The following is a 20,085-nucleotide window of genomic DNA, read 5'->3' as shown; positions in this document are numbered from 1 at the left end:
TCCCTTGCCCGTCATATTTGTACAGATCGTACTACTCCATCAATGCATATTATCTTAGTGGCGTATCCCGGATCAGTAGCGTAGCCAGCTGCGGCGATCTCGCGAGCTGCTGTTCGGCCATCCGCGCCAATCACCTTTTTGTACAGATTTCTGTTCCAAGAGACACCATTGAGAATTAATTTTGAGTGGTCGCGGATCGACTCGCCCCAGTTGTTGTATGCCCTAAATGCCGCATTAACTTTTATTGGTTTACTCATTTACATACTCGGTCGTCGGCATAGTTACGCTACCGGCCGGGCCAGTCCCCTTGATTCCGAAAAGATTATTAGCCTTGCTTGTTAGCCCACTTGCTCCCCAGGCACTCTCTAGCGCCGCCTGAGCTATCGTTAACGATGCGGGGATAAATGTATCCTGCATATCTGCAACGGCGTAGGCAGCAATCTTAGCGATAAAATCAGAATCTTTCATCTTGCTTCCTCCCTTTCAATATATTATTCTTCCAACCTGTCAAGCCGCTTGTGTGCTTGCTTGGCCGACTCTTCCACCCGTGTGACGCGCTCAGATATTCCGTCCTGCGCTGGTTTTGAATTCGCATATCAACCTTGATGTCATCGACGCCCCGCTTAATGTACTCCACATCTTGCCGCAGAGCCCCTTCTCCACTGCCATCTGACCGTCCTTCTTTCCGAATCTGGCGCGATCGACCAGTCCAGCCAAGTATGACTCCACTGATCGCAGCTACCAATCCGACGATTGCCGCAATGTCCATTCCTTCTCCCCCAATACAAATAGCCCCCGGATCGGCTCCGAGGGCATAAAAAAAGCACCCGAGGGCGCTTTTCATATAACCACCACTAGTCTAACTCGTGATTTACAACAAATAGCCAATAAACTATAGATGGATCAATGAAGACATTTGCTTCTACTCTAGTATAGAGTGTCGCACCAGCAGGTACGTAAATATGAGAAATCCCCCTCCCGTCATAAGAATAGAAGATATCTGTACTGCGTCCGTCTTTATAAACAAGTTCATGTCCGATGTGGTACTTACTTCGACTGGTATTATCAAACACAACAATGGCAGTACTAATAAACTTATCTGTACCGGTGTTATTTGTCCATTTGTACCAATCGACATCGTTACTACTTGAAAGTGACATAGACATCGACTCATTACCAGCTGCCTTTGGTTGAATCGAAAATGCTTGTGCCTTAGTATCAGCGAATCCAACAGCAGCATTTGCAGACGACGAGAATGTAAGTAGCATCATTGATGTAAAGAGAACAGTTAACATCTTCTTAAATTTCATGTTCTTCCACCCTTTACAGTATATTAGAATCGCTAGATTCGAACTCTATTATATCGCTTGCTAACTTTAAATGAATGCGACGAATTTACCATATACTAGGTTGTTTCGCTTGTGTTTGGAATTTGTCATAAAAAACACCTTACGGCGCTGCCTCTTATTCTATTCTGCTGCTTCAGTAATTTCTTCGTATTCTGATATCAGGTATTCATAATCACAAACGCCCAGCTCGTTGCTGCTGGTTTTGTAAATAAACTGACCTAACTTAACTAGGAGAACGCTTTTAGCATCTTTCTTGATCCCTACTCTAACACTGCCATCAGCATCATAATCAAGTGTAACCCCCTTCCCTGTGAACTTAATAATTTGTTGTATCGTCGCTGCGTCTGTATCGAAGATTCAATTGCTTCGACGCGATCCTTCGATTGAAACATTCTGATCCTTGTCAACACCCTTCTACGCATATGATATTTTGTCTACGCTCCACCTAAAGTATCTGTAATCGGTGTCTTGAATATAATACGTAAAAATCAAATCAATAGGAGCATCAAGGGTAAAGTCATTTAAACTGATTGCTTCCCTTGTGTTACTATAGTTAGGATAACTAAGTTCTTTTACATAGCTCCCTCCATCTGCTGTATCAATAATCATGTTGTATATAACCAATCTAAACGAAGAACCTGTGACGCCGCCAGTAATGCCTAAATTTATAGTTTTATTTGTGCTGGTATTTTTCAGCGATAGTTGTATGCTGGCTTCCCTTGGAACTGTATAACTATCACAGGATAATGTTAAGTATGGGATAATATATATCCCTTTACTTGCTGGTAGGGTTGCTATAGTTCTGTCACGTCTCTCTCCGTTTCTATTAAGAAAATCCGACTGCTCGGGCTGTCGAGGTATTGTCCCATAAGTGGATGTGGATATTGATCTAATCTTCGTTGCCAATTGCCCAAATGTATCGCTGCCTGACGCTGGAACCCCTTTGCCAGTAATAGCGGCAGCGACCGCAGTTTTACCGTTACTGGCAGATGTAAAAAGCTCGTTGATCGCCGAGACGGTGTTGCCTTTGGCCGATGTGAGCAAACTGGACAGCGGGCCGACCGCCGCATTTACTTTGGCCTGTGCTCCAGACGGCGTCTCTGCCGCGTTTGCCTTTGCCTGCGCAGCTGCTGCCGCTGTATTGGCTGCGTTAGCGGTATTTTGTGCGGCCACCGCTGTGTCATAAGCCGTTTTAGTCGCCTTTGAAGTTGACGCCTCGATTTCGCTGGTGCTGTTCGTTGCATTCGACAGTTGCACAATCCCCGCTTCCGTTAACGATGCTGTTGGAACCTCAATATGATCCACATCCGTACGCAACTGATTAATTTCTCGCCCAATGTTATTGAAGTCATCCGGCTTTACCGTATCCGTTAATGTCCAATCTGTTTTTGCCATGAATGAATACCTCCGCTTCTTATAGTACGTGACAACTATTTCTTATATCTGCTACATTCATTCTATAAGAAGCACAGGGTATTTATTGGCCTTATTACGGACAGTAAGGGGACGTGAGGAGGACAGATAGAATTCACTCTAGAGGCATTAAGATCATCTTCAACACCCTTCGTTTTTATTTCATGGGAAGTACTATTCACCGTAAATTGTATATGTTACGGTCTGATAGGGGTATAAATTGGTACCTGTAAAATTTAGTACAATAAAATTCGCTCCAAATGTTACATTCACTCCCGCGCTTATTCTATGTGTTCCATAAATCGGGCTATTGACAGACCCGTCAAAGGAGTAGTTCGGGGTAGTTGAAGTTACAATAAAATGTGCCTTGAAGTTAAATCCATTGGTGTCGTTGGGAGTATACGCACTTCTCTCAAGAGTGACTCGTAGTATTATTAATTTCGGTATAAAAGCGAGTCCTGATATAGTGCGTTGATCGAGCGAACCTGAAAATTCTAACGAACCAGAAGCACTCTTCATTCCTGTAACAATCTGATCTATTTTCCCCACCAACACGGTGTTAGAATCATTGGCACTTGCAGAAACGCCCTTCCTTGTGATTGCAGCGGCGAAAGCCTGTTTTCCGCTGTCGTCATGCGTTCATGAATGCCTTGTATCCCAAATAGATTAACATCTTTCGGAAAGTTTGCTGCCACTAGATCAGGATCATCAACTACATATAAGTGCTCCTCAGAACATTTTTCGAAGCAAACTCTGCTATCTTCTTGCTCGGTGCTTTCTTAATTCTACGAGCTATTGATTTCAGAGAATAATCTACGATATTATCAATTTTCACTAGAATCCCTCCAACATGATGATTCGACATCAGGAAGGATTTACCTGATTCACACATCGTTGCTTGCTGCAGAGCTGTTTCGTCCCTGTCCACGATATCCCCAAATGCAGTCCTTACACTTTCTCGGCTGCTTCGGTTCATAACGTGGTCTCCGCAACTTATTACGTTTGCCAGTCATGTCTCCGCTTACCTCTATTTCTTGGCTACTCCGATGTCATCTTAACCAACCATTGAAGGATTTTCATGCAATCACGCTCCGTCCGACAAAATAAAAAAGCCGCTCCAGGACGGAACGACTTCGATTGAATATGTACGATTTCATCACCTGAATAACGGTTTTCGTGGTTTTAATGACGATATTTAAGGGATTTATACGCATTAGAGAATTGCGTCCGTACCCGGCCGCCGCAAAAACGCTGCGCTCTTTGCTATAAAGGAATACGTACTTAGTAACTAGATACGTATTACAAGATCATTATATTGATTGTTGAAGAACAGGGTCAAAAATCTAAATCGTTGAATCTCCAAGTTAATTCCGCCCCGCCCAAAGAAATCTTCATTTTCCTCACTATTTCATTATCCAACCTGGCTTTTCCTCATGTATCGGCACTTCGGAAAGCTGCTGCATCCGTAAAACTGACCTTTCGCACTGTTCCGGAGCACCAATTTATTCCCGCATTTAGGACAAGTCATCTCGTCAATCGGCGTCGCCGCCATTACCGCCTTTGGCGCAGGCGCAGTTCCCGGATTCATAGCAAGGATCATTTCGACAAGTGCCTCGCGGTTTATTAAGCGAACCTGATTTGATTTTGCAAGGTCATAAGCGGCTGCAGTGAAATCGCTATTCGTGACCACCCAGGCTTCTACAGCTCCATAGTGAGCAATGGCTGCCTGCGCTTCTTGCACCGCCTTAATTCCGACGTTCTTGCTGTATCTCTTTGCCTGGATGACTATTTTCCTGCCTGCCTTCTGGAGTATCAGATCCGCTCCAAAATCGCCCGCGGCCTTGGTCACCTGGGTTTTATATCCCTGGGCTTGGAATAAATGACCCAAGTATTGTTCGAACTGGACTCCTTCCATCTTATCGATGTCCGCGATCCCGGAGCGCTTTAAGCGTTCAGTACGCTTGATGCCTATAATGATAAGTACTGCAATGAACACAGCCACGGCCAGCACAGTGACAGTGATGGTTGCCTGAAGAGACTTTGTCAGACTGAATGTACCAAATATTGAAATAAAGACTATCAAAGTTAGCAGCGCCTGAACAAGCTCCTCTTCTTGTTTCGCCTTGCTCTTTCTTCTCGCCATTTCCTGAATCCTCCATCGAATATTGTTATCGTAAACATTCGACAGATGGGACTTTATTCCTGCAGGAAAACAGAAAAGGCAGGAAGAGGTACGCCCCGGTTCATCGCCGCATTCATGCAGCCGTGCGTGTCATTCTCGCCTTTTTCTATGCTTACATACTACCATGTAAATCCGTCACATGGTGTTCAACTTGTGGTCATGTTGTGCCCAGGTTATAGACAAATTTCATTTAATATATTCTGGTGAGGACAAACTTCATTTTAAATTCAGCTGACATGGGAGACGATAAGGTATTTGCATTTATTAGAAATGTTGGGGGTTCAGTGGACTCCGAGGATATAAAAATTCATCTGGAAGCCTATATCTTCAGCTATCGCTTATTTGGAGGAATATTATTTTCTATAGGTTTATTTCGTTTATTGCAGAAGTAATTTTAAGAAGCGAAGAGATGATACGCCCAGCAAAGGGCGATTGCATCCATCTTGTGAATAACTTAACAAAACTTAATCCATCTAAAGGAGCAAAGATTCCATAAGAAACAACTTACCGTTGAAGATATAGAACGAGATGTTATTGGAGAAAAATATTTGGAGAGCGAGGAGCTTCGTGAGTTTCTCGAAGCTGTAATTGAACGTGTGCTCTTTACGGGGATAAAGAGGCTTTTTATTTGATTGCTTTCAGCGGATTACGTCCTGGGGAACTTTGTGCCCTTAAATGGACAGACATCAACTTCAAAACTCGTGAGCTACGAATAACGAAAACTTTGTACACACCAGAGAATAATATGTACAATTATGAGCTAACACCGCCAAAGACTGTCGGATCAATTAGGACTATTGAACTTGACGAAAGTATATTAACAATGCTGAAGGATTACAAAAAAAATCTAGCGGCTAGGCAAGAACGATATAAAAAAACAACCAGGATTTTTACGATGAGAATTTTATATTTCCGCGAGATAATGGCGTTCCCAAAAATCAGAAATTCCTTTTGGAACGGATGAATCGTATATTAAAGAGGACATCTATTACAAAGAAGGCGACTCCCCATATTTTTAGGCATACGCACATCAGCATGTTAATCGAAGCAGGAGTCGATTTGCCGACGATCATGGCGCGTGTCGGTCACGATGATGCAAAAACTACGCTTAAGATATATACACATGTAACTAAAAAATGAAAAAGGATGCTACCGAAAAAGTGAAAATTCACTTTGGGAGTATCCTTAATCCAGAGGAAACGCAGTAAATGTGATTTTTCCGTAATTTTATCGGGTTTTATACCGTCTATAAACCCAATAAAATCAATGGATACAAGGCTATTGGCTACATCATTGGAGTAACCCATCCCATCATGACCGGGGTAACCCAGGTTTCGAACGAGGAGGCAGCCATGATGACCACGGCCAGAAATAGGGTTAGCGCCGTATATGTCAAAAAAGGGCGCGCAGCGCTTCCGCTACGGTTCATTAGCACCCGGGTTCGAATGATATTCAGCGAAAAGCCGATGGCCGCCACACTGCTAATCAGCAGCACAGGTATAATAAGCAAATTATGCGGAGCGACGGATACCAGTGCAAACAGCAGGCCTTTCCAAGTAAATTGGCCTACTAGGCATCCAACGGTAAACCCGATCAGAACACCTTTTAGGAAGTCCAGAATCAGAATCCCCGGAAGACCGATGACCGATAAGCCTAAAATCCAAATCAATCCCAGCCATTTCAAATGTAGGAATGCAACCTCCCATAACGTCACTGAATGAAAGTCGGCTCCTCCTTCGTTGATGGAGATGAAAAAATTCCCCAAATAACGAGACAAATCCTGCTGCTGCTCGAAGGTAAGAGCATTGACCATCAACGCGCCGAACACGACGCCCATTAGAAAGAGCACCGATACAAATACATACAAAGGGGTCTGATCCTTCAGAGCATAACGAAAAGGTCGAAGCATGCGGGCGTACTCCTTTCAGCGTTCACATGATTTACCTAGGGCGATAACCTCTTTAAGTAAAAAATATGAACAAGCCTGCTCCCTTATGCTCTATTTGCTCAATCCATTTGATTTATCAACCTTGCCGTAAGTCCCGCCGCCGCCCGAAGATAGAGCCAGCCGCCCAGCACGCGCCGCACAAATGCTCCCGGCCAATTCGCTGCCGACCACCCCGGACAACTCCTGCTCGGAAACCTGATGCAGGATATTCATCTCCGTTCCGAAGGCACGCAGCAACGCTTCAAATTTAGCAGGCCCAAGGCCTGGAATGAATTCCAGCGGCACCTGGTAATGATAGGGCGGGCGGTGCGATGGAACTGCAGGCTCCGTCCGATCCGCGATAGAGCGGATCCGATCCTGCACACCGCGTACCAGCTTTGTAGAGCCGCAATATGGGCAACGTTCGACCGAGATGCCTGCCTCGTCGATAATATAGCTGCAGCCCCCGCAAAATGTCCTGTGGTACTTTCCAAGGCGCGGATTCAAACCGTAATTGGCAGCCACCCTTCTTCCTTCTTTCCTATTCAGCGCCTTCTCGAACTCCTGATAATTGGGCTTGGCAATCCGCAGCTCATTATACTCCCTTCCGATTTTCCCTAAAGAGTGGGCATCCGAATTCGTCAGAATCGTATAAGGATCCAGCTCGCTGAGCAATCCTGCCATTTCACTATCCGCACTCAGTCCCAGTTCCACAGCGCTAATCCGTTCCAGGTCAAGCACCTGCTCCATTCGAGGCGCGCAGCTGCCGTAGATGCTGCGGTGTGGCGTAAAAATATGTGCCGGTATAACGATGCCGCCCCGTGCATAAACCTCCTGCTGGAGCTTTCGTGCAGGCACATATATGCGCTGCGAACTCAAATTCACGTTCTTCATATGCTTCTCCAGCCATTTCGTGAAGGATTTCATCGCCGCTAAATCAGGATAGAAGACGAGCAAATGAGCTGGCCCCATCCCCGGCTCACGAATCTCAAGCTCGCTTCCGAGCAGAATCGTCGTTCCCCCGTAGGCGATCCCTCCCTCCTGCAGCTCTTTCATCTCTCCGGCCTGGAGATAATTATCGATATCCTGCTGTACGCCGGGAGAATGGCAGTCGATGATCCCAATCAAGGAAATGCCCTTGCGCTCCTCTGCCTCCCTTGCGATATTTCCAAAGGTCAAATTTCGGCTGCCGCTGATTTTAACGGGGTTTCCCGCGTTTGTTCGCCCGATGTGTACATGAAGATCAGCGTAATATGTCCCTAAAGAGTCCGGACCACCATTGTTGTTGGCATTTCCAATAGAAGCTGCGGCTGTATCCGAATTTGCAGCTATTTCGCTATTAACCCTGCCAATTTCAATATTACTTCTCTTGTCGTTCATGCTTATGCACCTTGGCTTCCGTTATGAACAGCCTGTCTTTGCTGCCATATATATGCGGCCAAAATCGTCTTCGCGTCTGAAATTCGTCCTTCTGCGATATACTGCTGTGTTTCCTCAAAGGTCGCTTCAATGACCTCCAGAAATTCATCCTCGTCAGGCGAAGCTTCACCCGCAGCTAAATCCTCGGCCCAGTACAAATGGATAATTTCGTCGGCGAATCCTGGCGACGTGTAGAAGGAATGCAGTAGAGTCAACTGGCCGCAGCGATACCCCGTCTCCTCCTCCAGCTCACGTCTTGCCGCCTCCAGCGGGTCTTCACCCTGTTCGAGCTTCCCGGCGGGTATTTCCAACTCACAGCGTCCCATCGCTTGGCGATATTGGTCAACGAGCAGTAAGCGCCCTTTATGGATGGCTAGCACGGCTACAGCGCCAGGATGCTTCACGATTTCACGCTTACCCTGAGTACCGTCGGGCAGCTGCACGGTATCCACCTGCAAAGAGATAACCTTACCCGTAAAAATATGCTCCGTAGATACAGTCGTTTCCTTTAATTTATCGTTTACTGTTGGCATATGAAATCCTCCCTAATGATTAACATTCATAACTTGTCCTTTTTCAACATATGGTGTTATTATACTAAACCCGAATAAGGAAGGGGTAACGCTGATGAAGAGCTATTTCTCGGACAACTCTCTTCGCGCCCAGGGCAAAGCCTGGCAAATTCGTATTATGCTGAATCAATGGCAGCGGCAATCCAGCCCAACCGGCAAAGTTAAAGATTTTATTGCATCTCGGCAGAATATAAATCCGAAGGTGATTGATCGTGGATATGAATGAAAAATGTGAATCGATAATGGAATCAGCGATAGTTCCATCAACGCAGTCTGAGCAGCAGTTGCTGCAGTTCGGGCTTAGTCTACATCGATCCCATAGAAATGACGAAGAGATCGCTACAGCGCTAATGGATCTCATTGAGCAGGACAAGCTGACGGATGGCAAAAAGCTGCTCTTCTCCGTCTTATATCAGCTAGGAGCCTACCGTAGCGCCGCTGGGGTAATCACTCCGGAGTTGCTGCATGAAGAGCCCATGCGATTAATGTATGCCGAAACCCTGATCCATATCGGCAACGTGGAGCAAGCTGCTTCTTTTATTCAAGAATGCATGAAAACTAAAACTCAGGACGAAGTTGGATTCAGTACAAAAATGAATCAGTTATTCGAAATTTCCCAGCTTCAAATGGAAGGGGGATGCTTGCTCGATAACATCCCGTTTTCCCGCTTAGCCGCTTTAATCGGTCAGGCCGTCAAGTATGGATTAAACGAATTAGCCTTTAAGCTGGCTTCATCCGGCGATAATTATCTGCAATGCCTTTTCATCGGTGCACTTTATCGGCAAGGATATAACGTTGCTGCCAAAAATCATCTAACCAGCCTTCCCGACCCGCTAACGCTAGGAGCACAGCGAATATTTCAACAAACTGCGTTTATCTCGGCTGAAATGCTGCATGATGAAGAATGCTATGCCGAAGCGTCCCGCATTTTCAAAGCGCTCGTCAAGCAAGCTCCCGACATGGCCGAGGCACGCTTTGGCGCAGCATCCTGTTATTTGCATGAAACGATGAACAATCTATTTAGACGCATTGAGCTGTACCATCCTTCCGAGGAGGAGAGGCTCAAAATCGATAAGTATCTCGAAACGATCCAGCAATCCTTGCTCATTATGAACGAATCAAACTGGCATACATTATGGAGTCCAGCCCAGCAAAGAAATTTGCAGCATCATCGATCATATCATCTGAATTAAATGAATTAAACAGGAAAAAGGTGCCTTAGACAACTATGATACTACAGTCATCAGGACACCTTCATATTTAGGAATTAATCTGCTGAACTCACCGTCTGCGCAACAATTTCCAGGCCATACTCGGCTAATTTCACGATATCTTCGCTCTTGATGCGCTCCTCCGTCGTATGAATCCCTTCATACCCCACAGCAAGATTTACCGTTGGGATTCCGAATCCATTGATGATATTGGCATCGCTGCCTCCGCCAGAGGTGAAGGTATGCCCGGTTAGCCCAAGCTTGCTTGCAGCTTTTTGGGCAAGCTGGACGACTGCGTCCTCCTCGCTAAGATGAAAGCCTGGATAGATGGTATCACTTCTAAATTCTCCTCTGGCTCCAAAATCACGGCAAGCTGTATCGACGGCATCCTTCATCAGCGCGAGCTGCTTATCAACCTTCTCCTGGGACAGGCTGCGCGCTTCGGCATACAGCTTGACATAATCCGTAACGACATTCGTTGGCCCGCCGCCTTCAAACTTGCCGATATTTGCCGTTGTTTCCTCATCGATGCGGCCAAGCTTCATCCGGGCAATCGCCTTGCCAGCCACTTGAATCGCACTGATTCCGTCCTCGGGATTTACCCCGGCATGCGCGGACTTGCCGAATATTTCAATCTCAATTCTCGTTTGCGTCGGAGCGCCTACGCAAATGGAGCCAACTTCCCCGTTCGAATCCATCGCGAAGCCGAAGCTTGCATGAATGAGACTTCGATCCATGGCTCGCGCACCAAGAAGCCCCGATTCCTCTCCAACAGTAATAACAAACTGGATTTGTCCATGAGGAAGCTGCTGCTCCTTTAGCACTTGAATGATTTCAATCAGAGCGGCTAGGCCAGCCTTGTCGTCCGCACCAAGAATCGTTGTTCCATCGCTGCGGATCCAGCCGTCCTCCCCGATGACTGGCTTAATTCCATTTCCAGGTGCAACGGTATCCATATGGCACGTAAACAGAAATGGCAGTGCCTGGGTACCTGGCTTCGCCTGCAAAGTGGCGATCAGATTGCCTGCCCCGTGTCCGGTTCTCTTCTGCGAGTCGTCTTCGACGACATCTAATCCAAGTTCAGTGAACGTAGCTTTCAAAAAATCGGCAATTTGACGTTCGTCCTTCGTTTCGCTGTCGATTTGCACGAGTTGCATAAATTGTGCGATGATTCTGTCCTTATTAATCACTGGACTTTCCTCGCTTTCTCTTTTGCGCTAATATTAATGAATATAGATTTAAGTACAAGTTAAAGGAGCTTCTAAAATTTATGATGCAGAAAAAATGGTTCAAAGTCGTCGTATACCTTATGATTTTCGCCATGGTCGGTTCCATGCTGCTCGCGTTTCTTGAGCCGCTGCTTATTCGCTAGAGCTGATATTCCCAGTACTCCTTAACCTTAGTAATCTGAAATACCTCATGGAAATAAGGCAGAATTTCACGGGCAACCTGTTCTACCGAAAAGGGGAGCCCGGTCATATCCTCCAATGATGTCACGCCATATTCTTGAATGCCGCAGGGGATGATACCACGGAATCCATCTTCCTGAATCCCGGATTTAATGTTGAATGCAAACCCATGGCTTGTAATAAATCCTTTTCTCCGGCGGCATTTATTGAATTTCACGCCGATGGCGGCAATTTTGGCATTCCCTACCCAAACGCCGGTGTACCCCAATTTTCGCGTGCCTGAAATCCCGTACTGTGCCAAGTAATTAATGATGACCTGCTCGATTTCTCTTAAATATCCATGCAGATCGATCCCCTTATTCCCGTCAAGCCATAGTAAAGGATAACCGACGAGCTGACCAGGTCCATGGTATGTAATATCTCCCCCACGATCAATTTCAAACAGGGAAATTCCACGTTCCTTCAGCTGCTCCGGGCTGAGCAGCAAATGCTCCGGATGGCGCGAAGAGCCGATCGTGTACGTCGGCGGATGCTGAAGAAGCAGCAGGTGCCCCTGCTGCTGTCCTTCGTCAATGGCCTTCACGATTTCTTTCTGCCTATTCCAGGCCTCTCCGTATTCCATCATCGGGAAATATCTGACTTCCAAAGATTTTGTCATACGGTTCATCGCCTTTCCAATGATTCATGAAGACTAACGTATATATTGATAAGCCCGGCATTAATAAACCTGCGTATCTAAAGAATAGCTCTCCATGTTATCTTTGACTCTCTGCATAAATCTGCCGCAAATTACACCATCCAGTATACGATGATCGAGCGACAGACACAAATTCGCCATGGAACGAACGGCAATCATGTCGTTAATAACGACGGGCTTCTTCACGATCGATTCGAACGTCAGGATCGCTGCTTGCGGGTAGTTGATGATCGGCTGGGTCAAAATAGAACCGAATGAACCCGTATTATTGACGGTAAAAGTGCCGCCCTGCATATCGTCCAGCTTAAGCTTGCCGGCCCTGACCTTCGTCGCCAAGTCTTCAATCTCTCTAGCCAGCCCGGCGATATTTTTCTGATCGGCCTTCTTGATGACCGGAGTCATGACGGAATCCTCTGTACCGACAGCAAGCGAAATATTAATATCACGCTTTACGATAATTTTATCGACGGCCCACACCGAATTCATAATCGGATAGTCCTTGATGGCGCCGACAACCGCTTTTAGCAGAAAAGCGAGATAAGTTAGATTAACGCCTTCTCTTTGCCTAAACTCATCCTTGAGCTTATTGCGCAGTTGCACCAAATTGGTCACATCGACCTCGATCATCATCCAGCCGTGAGGAATTTCCGATACACTTTGCCGCATGCGCGTAGCAATCGTGTTTCGGATCGGTGTGACATCTATGAAATATTCCGAACGATTGCCGCCCTCAACTTCGATCGTCGGAATCTTCGGCGTTTCCGACAAATGCAGGCCAGAGTTCCGCACTTGCTCCGAAGAGGCGCGGCTAGGATCAGCCGAGGATACAGATGCTGCCGCAGGCGCGGCGCTCGTCGGCACGGGCTGGGATGCAGAAGATATCTGAGCCGATACGGATGGCTGATAATTATTATTATTTTGCCCTGCTCCCCTTGCAGCTCCTTTGCTGCTCTCCAGGTAATTCAGTACGTCCTTGCGGGTAATCCGGCCGCCAAGTCCGCTGCCGGAAATGGCTCCTAGATCCAAGCCGTGCTCATGCGCTAACGATTGAACAGCAGGAGAATATCGGCTCCGCTGTGATTGATCGCCAGACGCTCCTGATGCTCCCGCTGCTTCGGGAGCAGGGGCCTGACCAGCGAAGGCAGCGACTATCGATGCTGCACCTGCCGCAGGGGCATTTACCGCCGCGTTATTTGCTGTTTCGATTCTGCAAATTACGGCTCCGACTTCGATTTCTTGGCCTTCTTCAGCCAATAATTCACCCATCACCCCATCTAAGGTGGAAGGTATTTCAGCATTCACCTTATCGGTAATAACCTCGCAAATCGGCTCATACTGCTCTACGGGGTCTCCCGGCTTCTTCAACCACTTGCCGATGGTCGCCGATACAAGCGATTCCGCAAGCTGTGGCATCACGACATCCTGCAATGTTTTATTTGATGACATATCGTCTCTCACTCCCATTAATACAGCGCCAACTGAAGCATCGCTTCCTTGACCTTATCTTTACTGAGCATAAAGAACTTCTCCATCGGCGGGCTAATCGGCATAGCCGGAACATCCGGCCCGCAGAGCCGCGCGATCGGCGCATCCAGCTCAAACAGACATTCCTCCGCGATGATGGCCGATACTTCTGCTCCAACACCGCCGGTCTTATTATCCTCATGCACAATCAACACTTTGCCAGTCTTGCGTGCCGCTTCAATAATCGCATCACGATCTAGCGGCTGCAGCGTCCGCAAATCCAAGATGTGGGCGCTTATCCCTTGTTCTACGGCAAGCTCCTCCGCAGCCTGCATCGCAAAATGCAGGGGCAAGCTGTAGCCAATCACAGTAATGTCCGTTCCTTCCCGAAGCAAATTCGCCTTGCCAAGCGGAACGATATAATCATCCTCAGGTACATCTTCCTTGATCAGCTTATAACATTTTTTATTCTCAAAAAATAGTACGGGATCTGGATCACGAACCGCCGCTTTAAGCAGTCCTTTAGCATCGTATGCCGAATAGGGAGCTACGATTTTAAGACCAGGCGTTCCGAAAAAAATCGATTCCGTGCACTGGGAATGATACAAGCCCCCGAATATTCCACCGCCGATCGGCGCGCGGATGACGACCGGGCAACTCCAGTCGTTATTGGAGCGATAGCGGATTTTCGCTGCTTCACTAATGATTTGATTCGTCGCGGGCAGCATAAAATCGGAATATTGCATCTCGGCGATCGGCTTCATCCCGTACATAGCCGCTCCGATCGCTACACCAGCGATAGCGGATTCCGACAGAGGCGTATCCATAACGCGCAGCTCCCCGAATTGCTCCTGCAGCCCCTTCGTCGTCGTAAACACCCCGCCCTTTACGCCGACATCTTCGCCAAGCACGAATACGTTGTCGTCAAGCTCCATTTCTTCCTTCATGGCAAGACGAATAGCGTCGATATATTCCATCACCGGCATGATTATTCCTCCCCTTCGCTATTCGCGTACACATGCAGCAGCGTATCTTCAGGCTTAGGAAACGGCGCATTCTCCGCCCGCTCGATCGCTTCCTTTAATTGCAGCTGAATATCTTTCACGAGTGCCTCGTCCTGTTCCTCACTCCACAGCCCGTTCTCGATGAGATAGCTCTTCATCTTCGGTACTCCGTCCTTCTTCCAATTCTCCTCAACCTCTTCCTTTGTGCGGTATACGAGATCATTATCCGAGGTAGAATGCGGAGACAGACGGTACATCATCGCTTCAATCAACGTTGGCCCTTCGCCGCGAATCGCCCGCTCGCGCGCTTCCTTCACGACGCGGTAAACCTCCAAGGCATCGTTGCCATCCACGCGAATGCCCGGAAAGCCGTAACCTAATGCCCGGTCGCTTACTTTGCCGCCAAGCTGCTTCTTCACAGGAACGGAAATCGCGTACTGGTTGTTCTCGCACATGAAAATGACCGGCAGCTTCTGCACACCGGCAAAGTTCAAGCCTTCATGGAAATCTCCCTGATTGCTGGAGCCTTCCCCAAAAGTGACGAAGGAAACCAAATCCTTCTTCTTCATTTTAGCGGCAAGCGCAATGCCGACCGCATGCGGAACCTGGGTCGTTACAGGACTTGAGCCTGTGACGATCCGCAGGCGTTTACTGCCGAAGTGACCAGGCATTTGCCGGCCGCCGCTATTAGGATCATCCGCTTTGGCAAAGGCGGACAGCATTAATTCCTCCAGCGTCATTCCCACAGACAGAACAAAACCATAATCGCGGTAATACGGCAGAAAATAGTCATTCTGGCGATCTAAGGCAAAGGCCGCCGCAACTTGAGCTGCCTCCTGCCCAATGCCAGAAACGTGGAAGTTAATTTTCCCCGCCCGCTGCAGCAGCAAATTGCGTTCGTCGAATTTGCGCGCCAGCAGCATATATTTGTACATGTCCACTACTTCAGCATTCGTCAATCCGACTTGTTCATGCTTGGGCTGTGTCTTCGTTGATACTTTTGCGTTCATGGGAGTTACCTCCTTCGATTAGAACCCTTCGTCGCTTTCGTCCATGTTTGCTCTTATCTTAAAACCTGGTACTAAGACTTGGGTTAACCTTATTATAATCCCTTTCCTCGCAAAAAGAAAATGTTCTTTATGACGTATGTGTTGTTTATGTGACTAAACGTGAATATTTCGTTAGATTCCGATCGCTTTGCCATTCACGGCCAATGCGGCCTCTCCCAATATTTCGGCCAACGATGGATGAGCAAACACAGTCTGTCCTATTTCCCAAGGCGTCGCATCCAATACCTGAGCAAGCGCCGCTTGGCTGATCAGCTCGGTGACATGGGCTCCAATCATATGCACGCCCACAATATCATCGGTATTACGATCAGCTATTACCTTCACAAATCCTTCCTTCTCTCCGTGAACGAGCGCTTTGCCGATCGCCGAGAACGGGACTTTTCCAACCTTTACGCCGATCCCTTTATCCTTCGCTTCTCTCTCCGTCAAACCTACGGATGCCACCTCAGGCCGAGTGTATACACAGCGAGGAACATGACGGGCATTATAACCATGCGGCGCCTCTCCGGCTAAATGATGCACAGCTACTAGTCCTTCATGGCTTGCGGCATGGGCAAGCTGAAATCCTCCGATGCAATCGCCAATCGCATAAATATGAGGTTCGGTCGTTTGCATCACGTCATTTACGCGGATGAAGCCTTGATGCAAGGCAATATCCGTGTTCTCAAGCCCAATATTCTCGATATTTGCTTGCCTCCCAATCGATATCAGCAGCTTGTCCGCTTGCAAATCTATCGTACCTTCACCTTGCGCTGCGGTGATAACCACACCCTCGCCGTTCTTAACCAATGTGCCTGCCTGTACCTGATAGCCGGTCATAATTTCAATTCCGCGGCGCTGCAGCTGTTTTTGCAGTTCACGCGCCACCTCTTCATCCTCATTTGGAAGAAGCTGTGAGGCCGCCTCAACTACAGTTACCTTAACCCCAAAGTCATGGAGCAGCGAAGCCCATTCAACTCCAATAACGCCACCGCCCACTATAATCATCGAAGCTGGCAACTCCTCTAGCAGCAAGGCCTCGTCGCTGCTAAGCACATGCCGGCCATCGGGCTCCAGCCCGGGAAGAACACGCGGTCTCGATCCTGTCGCAATGATCAGATGAGTCGGCACGATCGTCTCCATTTCCCCGTCATGCAGCTCAACTGCAACAGCACCGCTCTTCGGCGAGAAGATGGAAGGGCCGATTACCCTGCCTTTTCCATGAATGACCTGAATTTTATGTTTACGCATCAAATATTGAACTCCGTTATGAAGCTGATCCACGATGCCTTGTTTTCTTTCCTGCACCTTCGGGAAAACAAGAGACACCCCGTTTGTCTCAATGCCGTAGCTTTCGCTGTCCTTCATTTGCGCGTATAGCTCCGCGCTGCGCAGCAGTGCTTTGCTCGGAATGCAGCCTCGGTGCAGACATGTTCCTCCAAGCTTGTCCTGCTCGATAATTACCACTTGCTTGCCGAGCTGGGCTGCGCGAATGGCCGCCACATAGCCACCTGTTCCTCCGCCGAGCACTGCTACGTCACATGTTATCGTCATATCTGATCTCCACCTATCCCAAAAAAATTGCCAGACCTACTTCTCGTTTCTTATTGTACCTCGTTTTCTTCGCATTACAAACCAAGAACGAAATAGACAGCCGTCTAAGAAGAGGGTATGATTAACGTAATGCGGCCATAAATAGCATGGCTAATTAAGACTGACTTACTTTCAAGAAGAAAGGAAATACACAGGCTTATGAAATTGATGATATCCCGTTTTATCGCCATCATTATTCTCGTAATACCAGGTATTGCCGCTATGATCGGCTTCCTTAAGATGAAGGATGCTTTATTTATATATATGTCGAGGCACGGCGATGATTCTTTAACCCATGTACACTTCGATTGGCTCGATTTCGGTTTTGGCTTCGTCCTGTTCCTGGCAGGAATCGGCTTCTTGGGCGGCTGGATTTATTTCCGCGATCATAAACGGAATTATTTAGGCCCGCGCTTTAAGAAAAATACTGAAGATCCCTCTTCTTAAAATTAACGCCTTTCTATCTTATTAATAAGAAAACCCTCTTGACCAGGCCTTTTAAGCCAAGCCCAAGAGGGTTTTGTTATGTTTGCAAGAATTCCGTGCTAGACCGCTATTCATATAAAGCATCCTTCAGCTTCGTCGACATTCTTGGGCCGTTGGAGGACACTCGCAGCAGGGTTCGCCGGAGTCTCATATTTTCGGCGGACAGTTGTCCAGCCGCTTCCAGCAATTCCTCGATCAGCACTCTATGCTGCTCCGATATTGAAGTATCATGAAGCAGCGTTTTATATTTTGCCTCGTCGAACGATATTTTGTCCATACTCCTGCTCCTCTTATAGCATCGATTAAAAATAAACACCGCAGCCAATCACTCCATGTATTGTATCACAAACTGAGGGTGCAGGTCTTCATTCCAGCTGGATTAAGGGTATGATAAGATTAAGGATAAGCAATGATCCCAAGAAAGAGGTGGAACAAGATGTCAACTATACTTTTTATTAAATCAAGCCCGTTACCTGAGCCTCATTCACGAAGCACTCGCGTGGCCAGAGCCTTCTTAGAGGAGTGCAAACGTCGATACCCAGAGGACAACATCGTTGAACTCGATTTGTATGACATGAAGATACCCTTGATCGATGCAGCTTTGCTTAACGCATGGGGACAGCTTCGGAGCGGAACGTCCTTCGACAAGCTGGATAAGCAGTTGCAGGACAAGCTCGGTAAATTCGATGCCTTGACCCAGCAATTTATCGATGCCGATAAATATGTAATTGCCTCTCCCCTTTGGAACTTAGGCGTGCCTCCTATGCTCAAAGCTTATTTCGATACTGTAGCTGTGGCGGGCAAGACCTTCCATTATACGGAGCACGGCGCTGAAGGCTTGCTTAATAACAAGCTCGGCATCCATTTCCACGGAACCGGCGGTGTGTATTCGGACGGTGTCCAAATGGCTTATGCCGACCCGTTCATTAAAGGGCTGTTGACCTTTTTAGGAGTTAAAGTGCTGCCTACGATTTACGTGGAGGGAATTGATTCAGCTCCGCATATGGAGGATGAAATTATCAATAAAGCCACTAGCGAAGCGATCGAAGCGGCCAGCCATTTCAATTTTGACAAATTCAGCAGCTAAGCCACTTTACTTTCACTTCATAAATCCGATATATCCGGGGATATGTCTCGCGTAATTGCGGTACATATCCCCAAAAAACAGTCTCCAAATGCCGTATCTTCTGACGTAGGCATCGGCTTCTTATTGAACCCATGGCATGAAGGGTCATTGTCATTTCTGAGTCATACTCTATCCTGAAAGATCACGAATTTGCTCCGACGCTCCTCTCCTGTAACATTACACAAAGAGCTCTGCATGCTTAATATGGGGAGTTTCGATTTGAATCGTGACATGAGTTATAGAGAACTGCTGCTCCAACAAATCAATTGCGGTTTGAAGTACATCCTGCCTGTCTCTAGTTTGCTCCACGACGAGATGGCAGCTTAGCGAATCGATTCCTGACGTAATCGTCCAAATGTGCAGGTCATGCACCTCGATGACACCGTCAATCCAGGCCAGTCGAGCAGACACCTCCTCCTTATTAATGGAGGACGGGGTTCCTTCCATCAGAATGTGAACAGTCTGAGTAATAATGCCCCACGCCCCTCTTAATATGAGCAGGGCAACAAACACACTAATGATCGGATCAAAAATATACCAGCCAAAAAAGTACATCACGATTCCAGCGAGAATCGCTCCAACTGAGCCAAGAGCATCACCTAGCACATGCAGATATGCACTTCTTAGGTTAATATTTTCCTTAACATCGCCCTGCCTTATGAGAGTCCAGGCGCTAACTAGGTTGGCAAGAAGCCCGACCATAGCGATCAATATCATCGTCCCGCTTGCTACAGTAGGGGGATCGAACAATCGCTGATAGGCTTCCCAGATAATAAATCCGGCAATAATGAACAAGGTTAAACCATTCAGAAGCGCAGCTAAAATTTCCAATCGGTAAAATCCAAAGGTTTTCTTAGCGGTCGCTGCACGCCCAGCGAACCAAACAGCAATGAGGCTGAGCAGAAGTGAACTGGCATCGCTGAGCATATGACCCGCATCAGAAAGCAGCGCCAGACTATGTGTCACTATCCCGCCGAAAAATTCCAAAATTGCGATTCCTGACGTAATGATCAGGGCAATAACAAGCCCCTTAATATTTCCTGTTCTAGCGCCTTCGTAGCCATGCCCATGCAAATGACCATGAGCGTGGCTATGACCAGAATGATTATGTGTGTGACCATGTCCACGTCCATGTCCATGAACATGATCATGTTTGTGTGATTCCTTTTGGCCGTGCATATGAA

25 protein-coding genes are annotated in these 20,085 nt (G+C 47.3%); 7 read left to right on the top strand and 18 right to left on the bottom strand.

Annotation, left to right across the window (positions count from 1 at the left end; translation table 11 throughout):
* Positions 1 to 11: 11 nt before the first annotated feature.
* The 7 genes from CZ379_RS27060 to CZ379_RS15290 all read right to left on the bottom strand — a co-directional run bounded on the left by CZ379_RS27060 (position 12) and on the right by CZ379_RS15290 (position 4,905).
* Entirely contained in the window at positions 12 to 257 is a 246-nt protein-coding gene (locus CZ379_RS27060) for a glucosaminidase domain-containing protein (protein WP_324616451.1), read from the bottom strand.
* Positions 250 to 468, bottom strand: a complete 219-nt coding sequence (locus CZ379_RS27055; RefSeq protein ID WP_324616450.1) for a glucosaminidase domain-containing protein — start codon at positions 466 to 468, stop codon at positions 250 to 252. Before CZ379_RS27055 ends, CZ379_RS27060 begins: the two co-directional genes overlap by 8 nt.
* On the bottom strand, positions 455 to 769 hold the full coding sequence (locus CZ379_RS15310) for a hypothetical protein (protein ID WP_234404920.1): 315 nt from the start codon (positions 767 to 769) through the stop codon (positions 455 to 457). The genes CZ379_RS27055 and CZ379_RS15310 overlap by 14 nt, the downstream gene beginning before the upstream one ends.
* A gap of 85 nt (positions 770 to 854) precedes the next feature.
* Entirely contained in the window at positions 855 to 1,310 is a 456-nt protein-coding gene (locus CZ379_RS15305; protein WP_110932404.1) for a hypothetical protein, read from the bottom strand.
* 453 nt (positions 1,311 to 1,763) lie between these two features.
* Positions 1,764 to 2,744 carry a phage tail protein gene (locus tag CZ379_RS15300; protein WP_110932403.1) on the bottom strand — a complete coding sequence of 327 codons (981 nt, stop codon included), beginning with the start codon at positions 2,742 to 2,744 and terminating at the stop codon, positions 1,764 to 1,766.
* Positions 2,745 to 3,474: 730 nt separating this feature from the next.
* Complete coding sequence (locus CZ379_RS15295) at positions 3,475 to 3,738, bottom strand: hypothetical protein (RefSeq protein WP_110932402.1); 264 nt, start codon at positions 3,736 to 3,738, stop codon at positions 3,475 to 3,477.
* A gap of 435 nt (positions 3,739 to 4,173) precedes the next feature.
* Complete coding sequence (locus tag CZ379_RS15290) at positions 4,174 to 4,905, bottom strand: restriction endonuclease (protein WP_110932401.1); 732 nt, start codon at positions 4,903 to 4,905, stop codon at positions 4,174 to 4,176.
* A 667-nt stretch (positions 4,906 to 5,572) separates the two neighbouring features.
* Here CZ379_RS15290 and CZ379_RS26690 point away from each other — a divergent pair.
* Together CZ379_RS26690 and CZ379_RS26965 are read left to right on the top strand one after the other, a co-directional pair.
* Entirely contained in the window at positions 5,573 to 5,908 is a 336-nt protein-coding gene (locus CZ379_RS26690; RefSeq protein ID WP_267890496.1) for a site-specific integrase, read from the top strand.
* A complete protein-coding gene (locus tag CZ379_RS26965) occupies positions 5,896 to 6,084 on the top strand; it encodes a tyrosine-type recombinase/integrase (RefSeq protein ID WP_267890495.1) in 189 nt (62 codons plus the stop codon). Before CZ379_RS26690 ends, CZ379_RS26965 begins: the two co-directional genes overlap by 13 nt.
* Positions 6,085 to 6,229: 145 nt before the next feature.
* On the opposite strand, the gene spoIIM is transcribed toward CZ379_RS26965, so the two are convergent.
* From spoIIM to CZ379_RS15270, 3 genes are all read right to left on the bottom strand, one after another.
* Positions 6,230 to 6,853 (bottom strand): stage II sporulation protein M, encoded by a 624-nt coding sequence (gene spoIIM / locus CZ379_RS15280; protein WP_110932400.1) that lies wholly within the window; start codon positions 6,851 to 6,853, stop codon positions 6,230 to 6,232.
* 90 nt (positions 6,854 to 6,943) lie between these two features.
* Positions 6,944 to 8,251 (bottom strand): endonuclease Q family protein, encoded by a 1,308-nt coding sequence (locus tag CZ379_RS15275; RefSeq protein ID WP_234404919.1) that lies wholly within the window; start codon positions 8,249 to 8,251, stop codon positions 6,944 to 6,946.
* A 2-nt stretch (positions 8,252 to 8,253) separates the two neighbouring features.
* Complete coding sequence (locus CZ379_RS15270) at positions 8,254 to 8,823, bottom strand: NUDIX domain-containing protein (protein WP_110932399.1); 570 nt, start codon at positions 8,821 to 8,823, stop codon at positions 8,254 to 8,256.
* A 94-nt stretch (positions 8,824 to 8,917) separates the two neighbouring features.
* Here CZ379_RS15270 and CZ379_RS15265 point away from each other — a divergent pair, with 94 nt between their 5' ends.
* Both CZ379_RS15265 and CZ379_RS15260 read left to right on the top strand, forming a co-directional pair.
* Entirely contained in the window at positions 8,918 to 9,088 is a 171-nt protein-coding gene (locus CZ379_RS15265; RefSeq protein ID WP_110932398.1) for a Z-ring formation inhibitor MciZ, read from the top strand.
* Positions 9,081 to 10,055: a hypothetical protein gene (locus tag CZ379_RS15260; protein WP_110932397.1), complete on the top strand. Its 975-nt coding sequence runs from the start codon at positions 9,081 to 9,083 to the stop codon at positions 10,053 to 10,055. The genes CZ379_RS15265 and CZ379_RS15260 overlap by 8 nt, the downstream gene beginning before the upstream one ends.
* Positions 10,056 to 10,129: 74 nt before the next feature.
* Here CZ379_RS15260 and CZ379_RS15255 read toward each other — a convergent pair whose 3' ends face one another.
* The gene (locus CZ379_RS15255; protein ID WP_110932396.1) at positions 10,130 to 11,263 is read right to left on the bottom strand and encodes a M20/M25/M40 family metallo-hydrolase; all 1,134 of its coding nucleotides are present in this window, start codon (positions 11,261 to 11,263) and stop codon (positions 10,130 to 10,132) included.
* A gap of 80 nt (positions 11,264 to 11,343) precedes the next feature.
* On the opposite strand from CZ379_RS15255, the gene prli42 reads away from it, so the two are divergent.
* Positions 11,344 to 11,445: a stressosome-associated protein Prli42 gene (prli42, locus tag CZ379_RS15250; protein ID WP_199925626.1), complete on the top strand. Its 102-nt coding sequence runs from the start codon at positions 11,344 to 11,346 to the stop codon at positions 11,443 to 11,445.
* On the opposite strand, the gene lipB is transcribed toward prli42, so the two are convergent.
* The 5 genes from lipB to lpdA form a co-directional block, all read right to left on the bottom strand.
* Positions 11,442 to 12,149, bottom strand: coding sequence for a lipoyl(octanoyl) transferase LipB (gene lipB, locus CZ379_RS15245; protein WP_110932395.1), 708 nt, complete (start codon positions 12,147 to 12,149; stop codon positions 11,442 to 11,444). The two genes, prli42 and lipB, sit on opposite strands and share 4 nt — an antisense overlap.
* A gap of 51 nt (positions 12,150 to 12,200) precedes the next feature.
* Positions 12,201 to 13,625 (bottom strand): dihydrolipoamide acetyltransferase family protein, encoded by a 1,425-nt coding sequence (locus CZ379_RS15240; protein WP_110932394.1) that lies wholly within the window; start codon positions 13,623 to 13,625, stop codon positions 12,201 to 12,203.
* A 17-nt stretch (positions 13,626 to 13,642) separates the two neighbouring features.
* Positions 13,643 to 14,629, bottom strand: coding sequence for an alpha-ketoacid dehydrogenase subunit beta (locus tag CZ379_RS15235; RefSeq protein WP_110932393.1), 987 nt, complete (start codon positions 14,627 to 14,629; stop codon positions 13,643 to 13,645).
* 2 nt (positions 14,630 to 14,631) lie between these two features.
* On the bottom strand, positions 14,632 to 15,657 hold the full coding sequence (locus CZ379_RS15230) for a thiamine pyrophosphate-dependent dehydrogenase E1 component subunit alpha (protein WP_110932392.1): 1,026 nt from the start codon (positions 15,655 to 15,657) through the stop codon (positions 14,632 to 14,634).
* Between the two features lie 171 nt (positions 15,658 to 15,828).
* Positions 15,829 to 17,250, bottom strand: a complete 1,422-nt coding sequence (gene lpdA, locus CZ379_RS15225) for a dihydrolipoyl dehydrogenase (protein ID WP_110932391.1) — start codon at positions 17,248 to 17,250, stop codon at positions 15,829 to 15,831.
* Between the two features lie 198 nt (positions 17,251 to 17,448).
* Between lpdA and CZ379_RS15220 the strand changes: the two genes are divergently transcribed.
* Entirely contained in the window at positions 17,449 to 17,736 is a 288-nt protein-coding gene (locus CZ379_RS15220) for a DUF2627 domain-containing protein (RefSeq protein ID WP_110932390.1), read from the top strand.
* Positions 17,737 to 17,842: 106 nt separating this feature from the next.
* On the opposite strand, the gene CZ379_RS15215 is transcribed toward CZ379_RS15220, so the two are convergent.
* Positions 17,843 to 18,052, bottom strand: a complete 210-nt coding sequence (locus CZ379_RS15215; RefSeq protein ID WP_110932389.1) for a hypothetical protein — start codon at positions 18,050 to 18,052, stop codon at positions 17,843 to 17,845.
* 159 nt (positions 18,053 to 18,211) lie between these two features.
* On the opposite strand from CZ379_RS15215, the gene CZ379_RS15210 reads away from it, so the two are divergent.
* Positions 18,212 to 18,862: an FMN-dependent NADH-azoreductase gene (locus CZ379_RS15210; protein WP_110932388.1), complete on the top strand. Its 651-nt coding sequence runs from the start codon at positions 18,212 to 18,214 to the stop codon at positions 18,860 to 18,862.
* Positions 18,863 to 19,078: 216 nt separating this feature from the next.
* Here the strand turns inward: CZ379_RS15210 and CZ379_RS15205 are convergent, their stop codons facing one another.
* Complete coding sequence (locus CZ379_RS15205) at positions 19,079 to 20,080, bottom strand: cation diffusion facilitator family transporter (protein WP_110932387.1); 1,002 nt, start codon at positions 20,078 to 20,080, stop codon at positions 19,079 to 19,081.
* Positions 20,081 to 20,085 lie beyond the last annotated feature (5 nt).

Source organism: Paenibacillus bouchesdurhonensis (genome assembly GCF_900155685.1).
Lineage (GTDB): Bacteria > Bacillota > Bacilli > Paenibacillales > Paenibacillaceae > Fontibacillus > Fontibacillus bouchesdurhonensis.
This window is presented reverse-complemented; position numbering and strand designations above follow the sequence as displayed.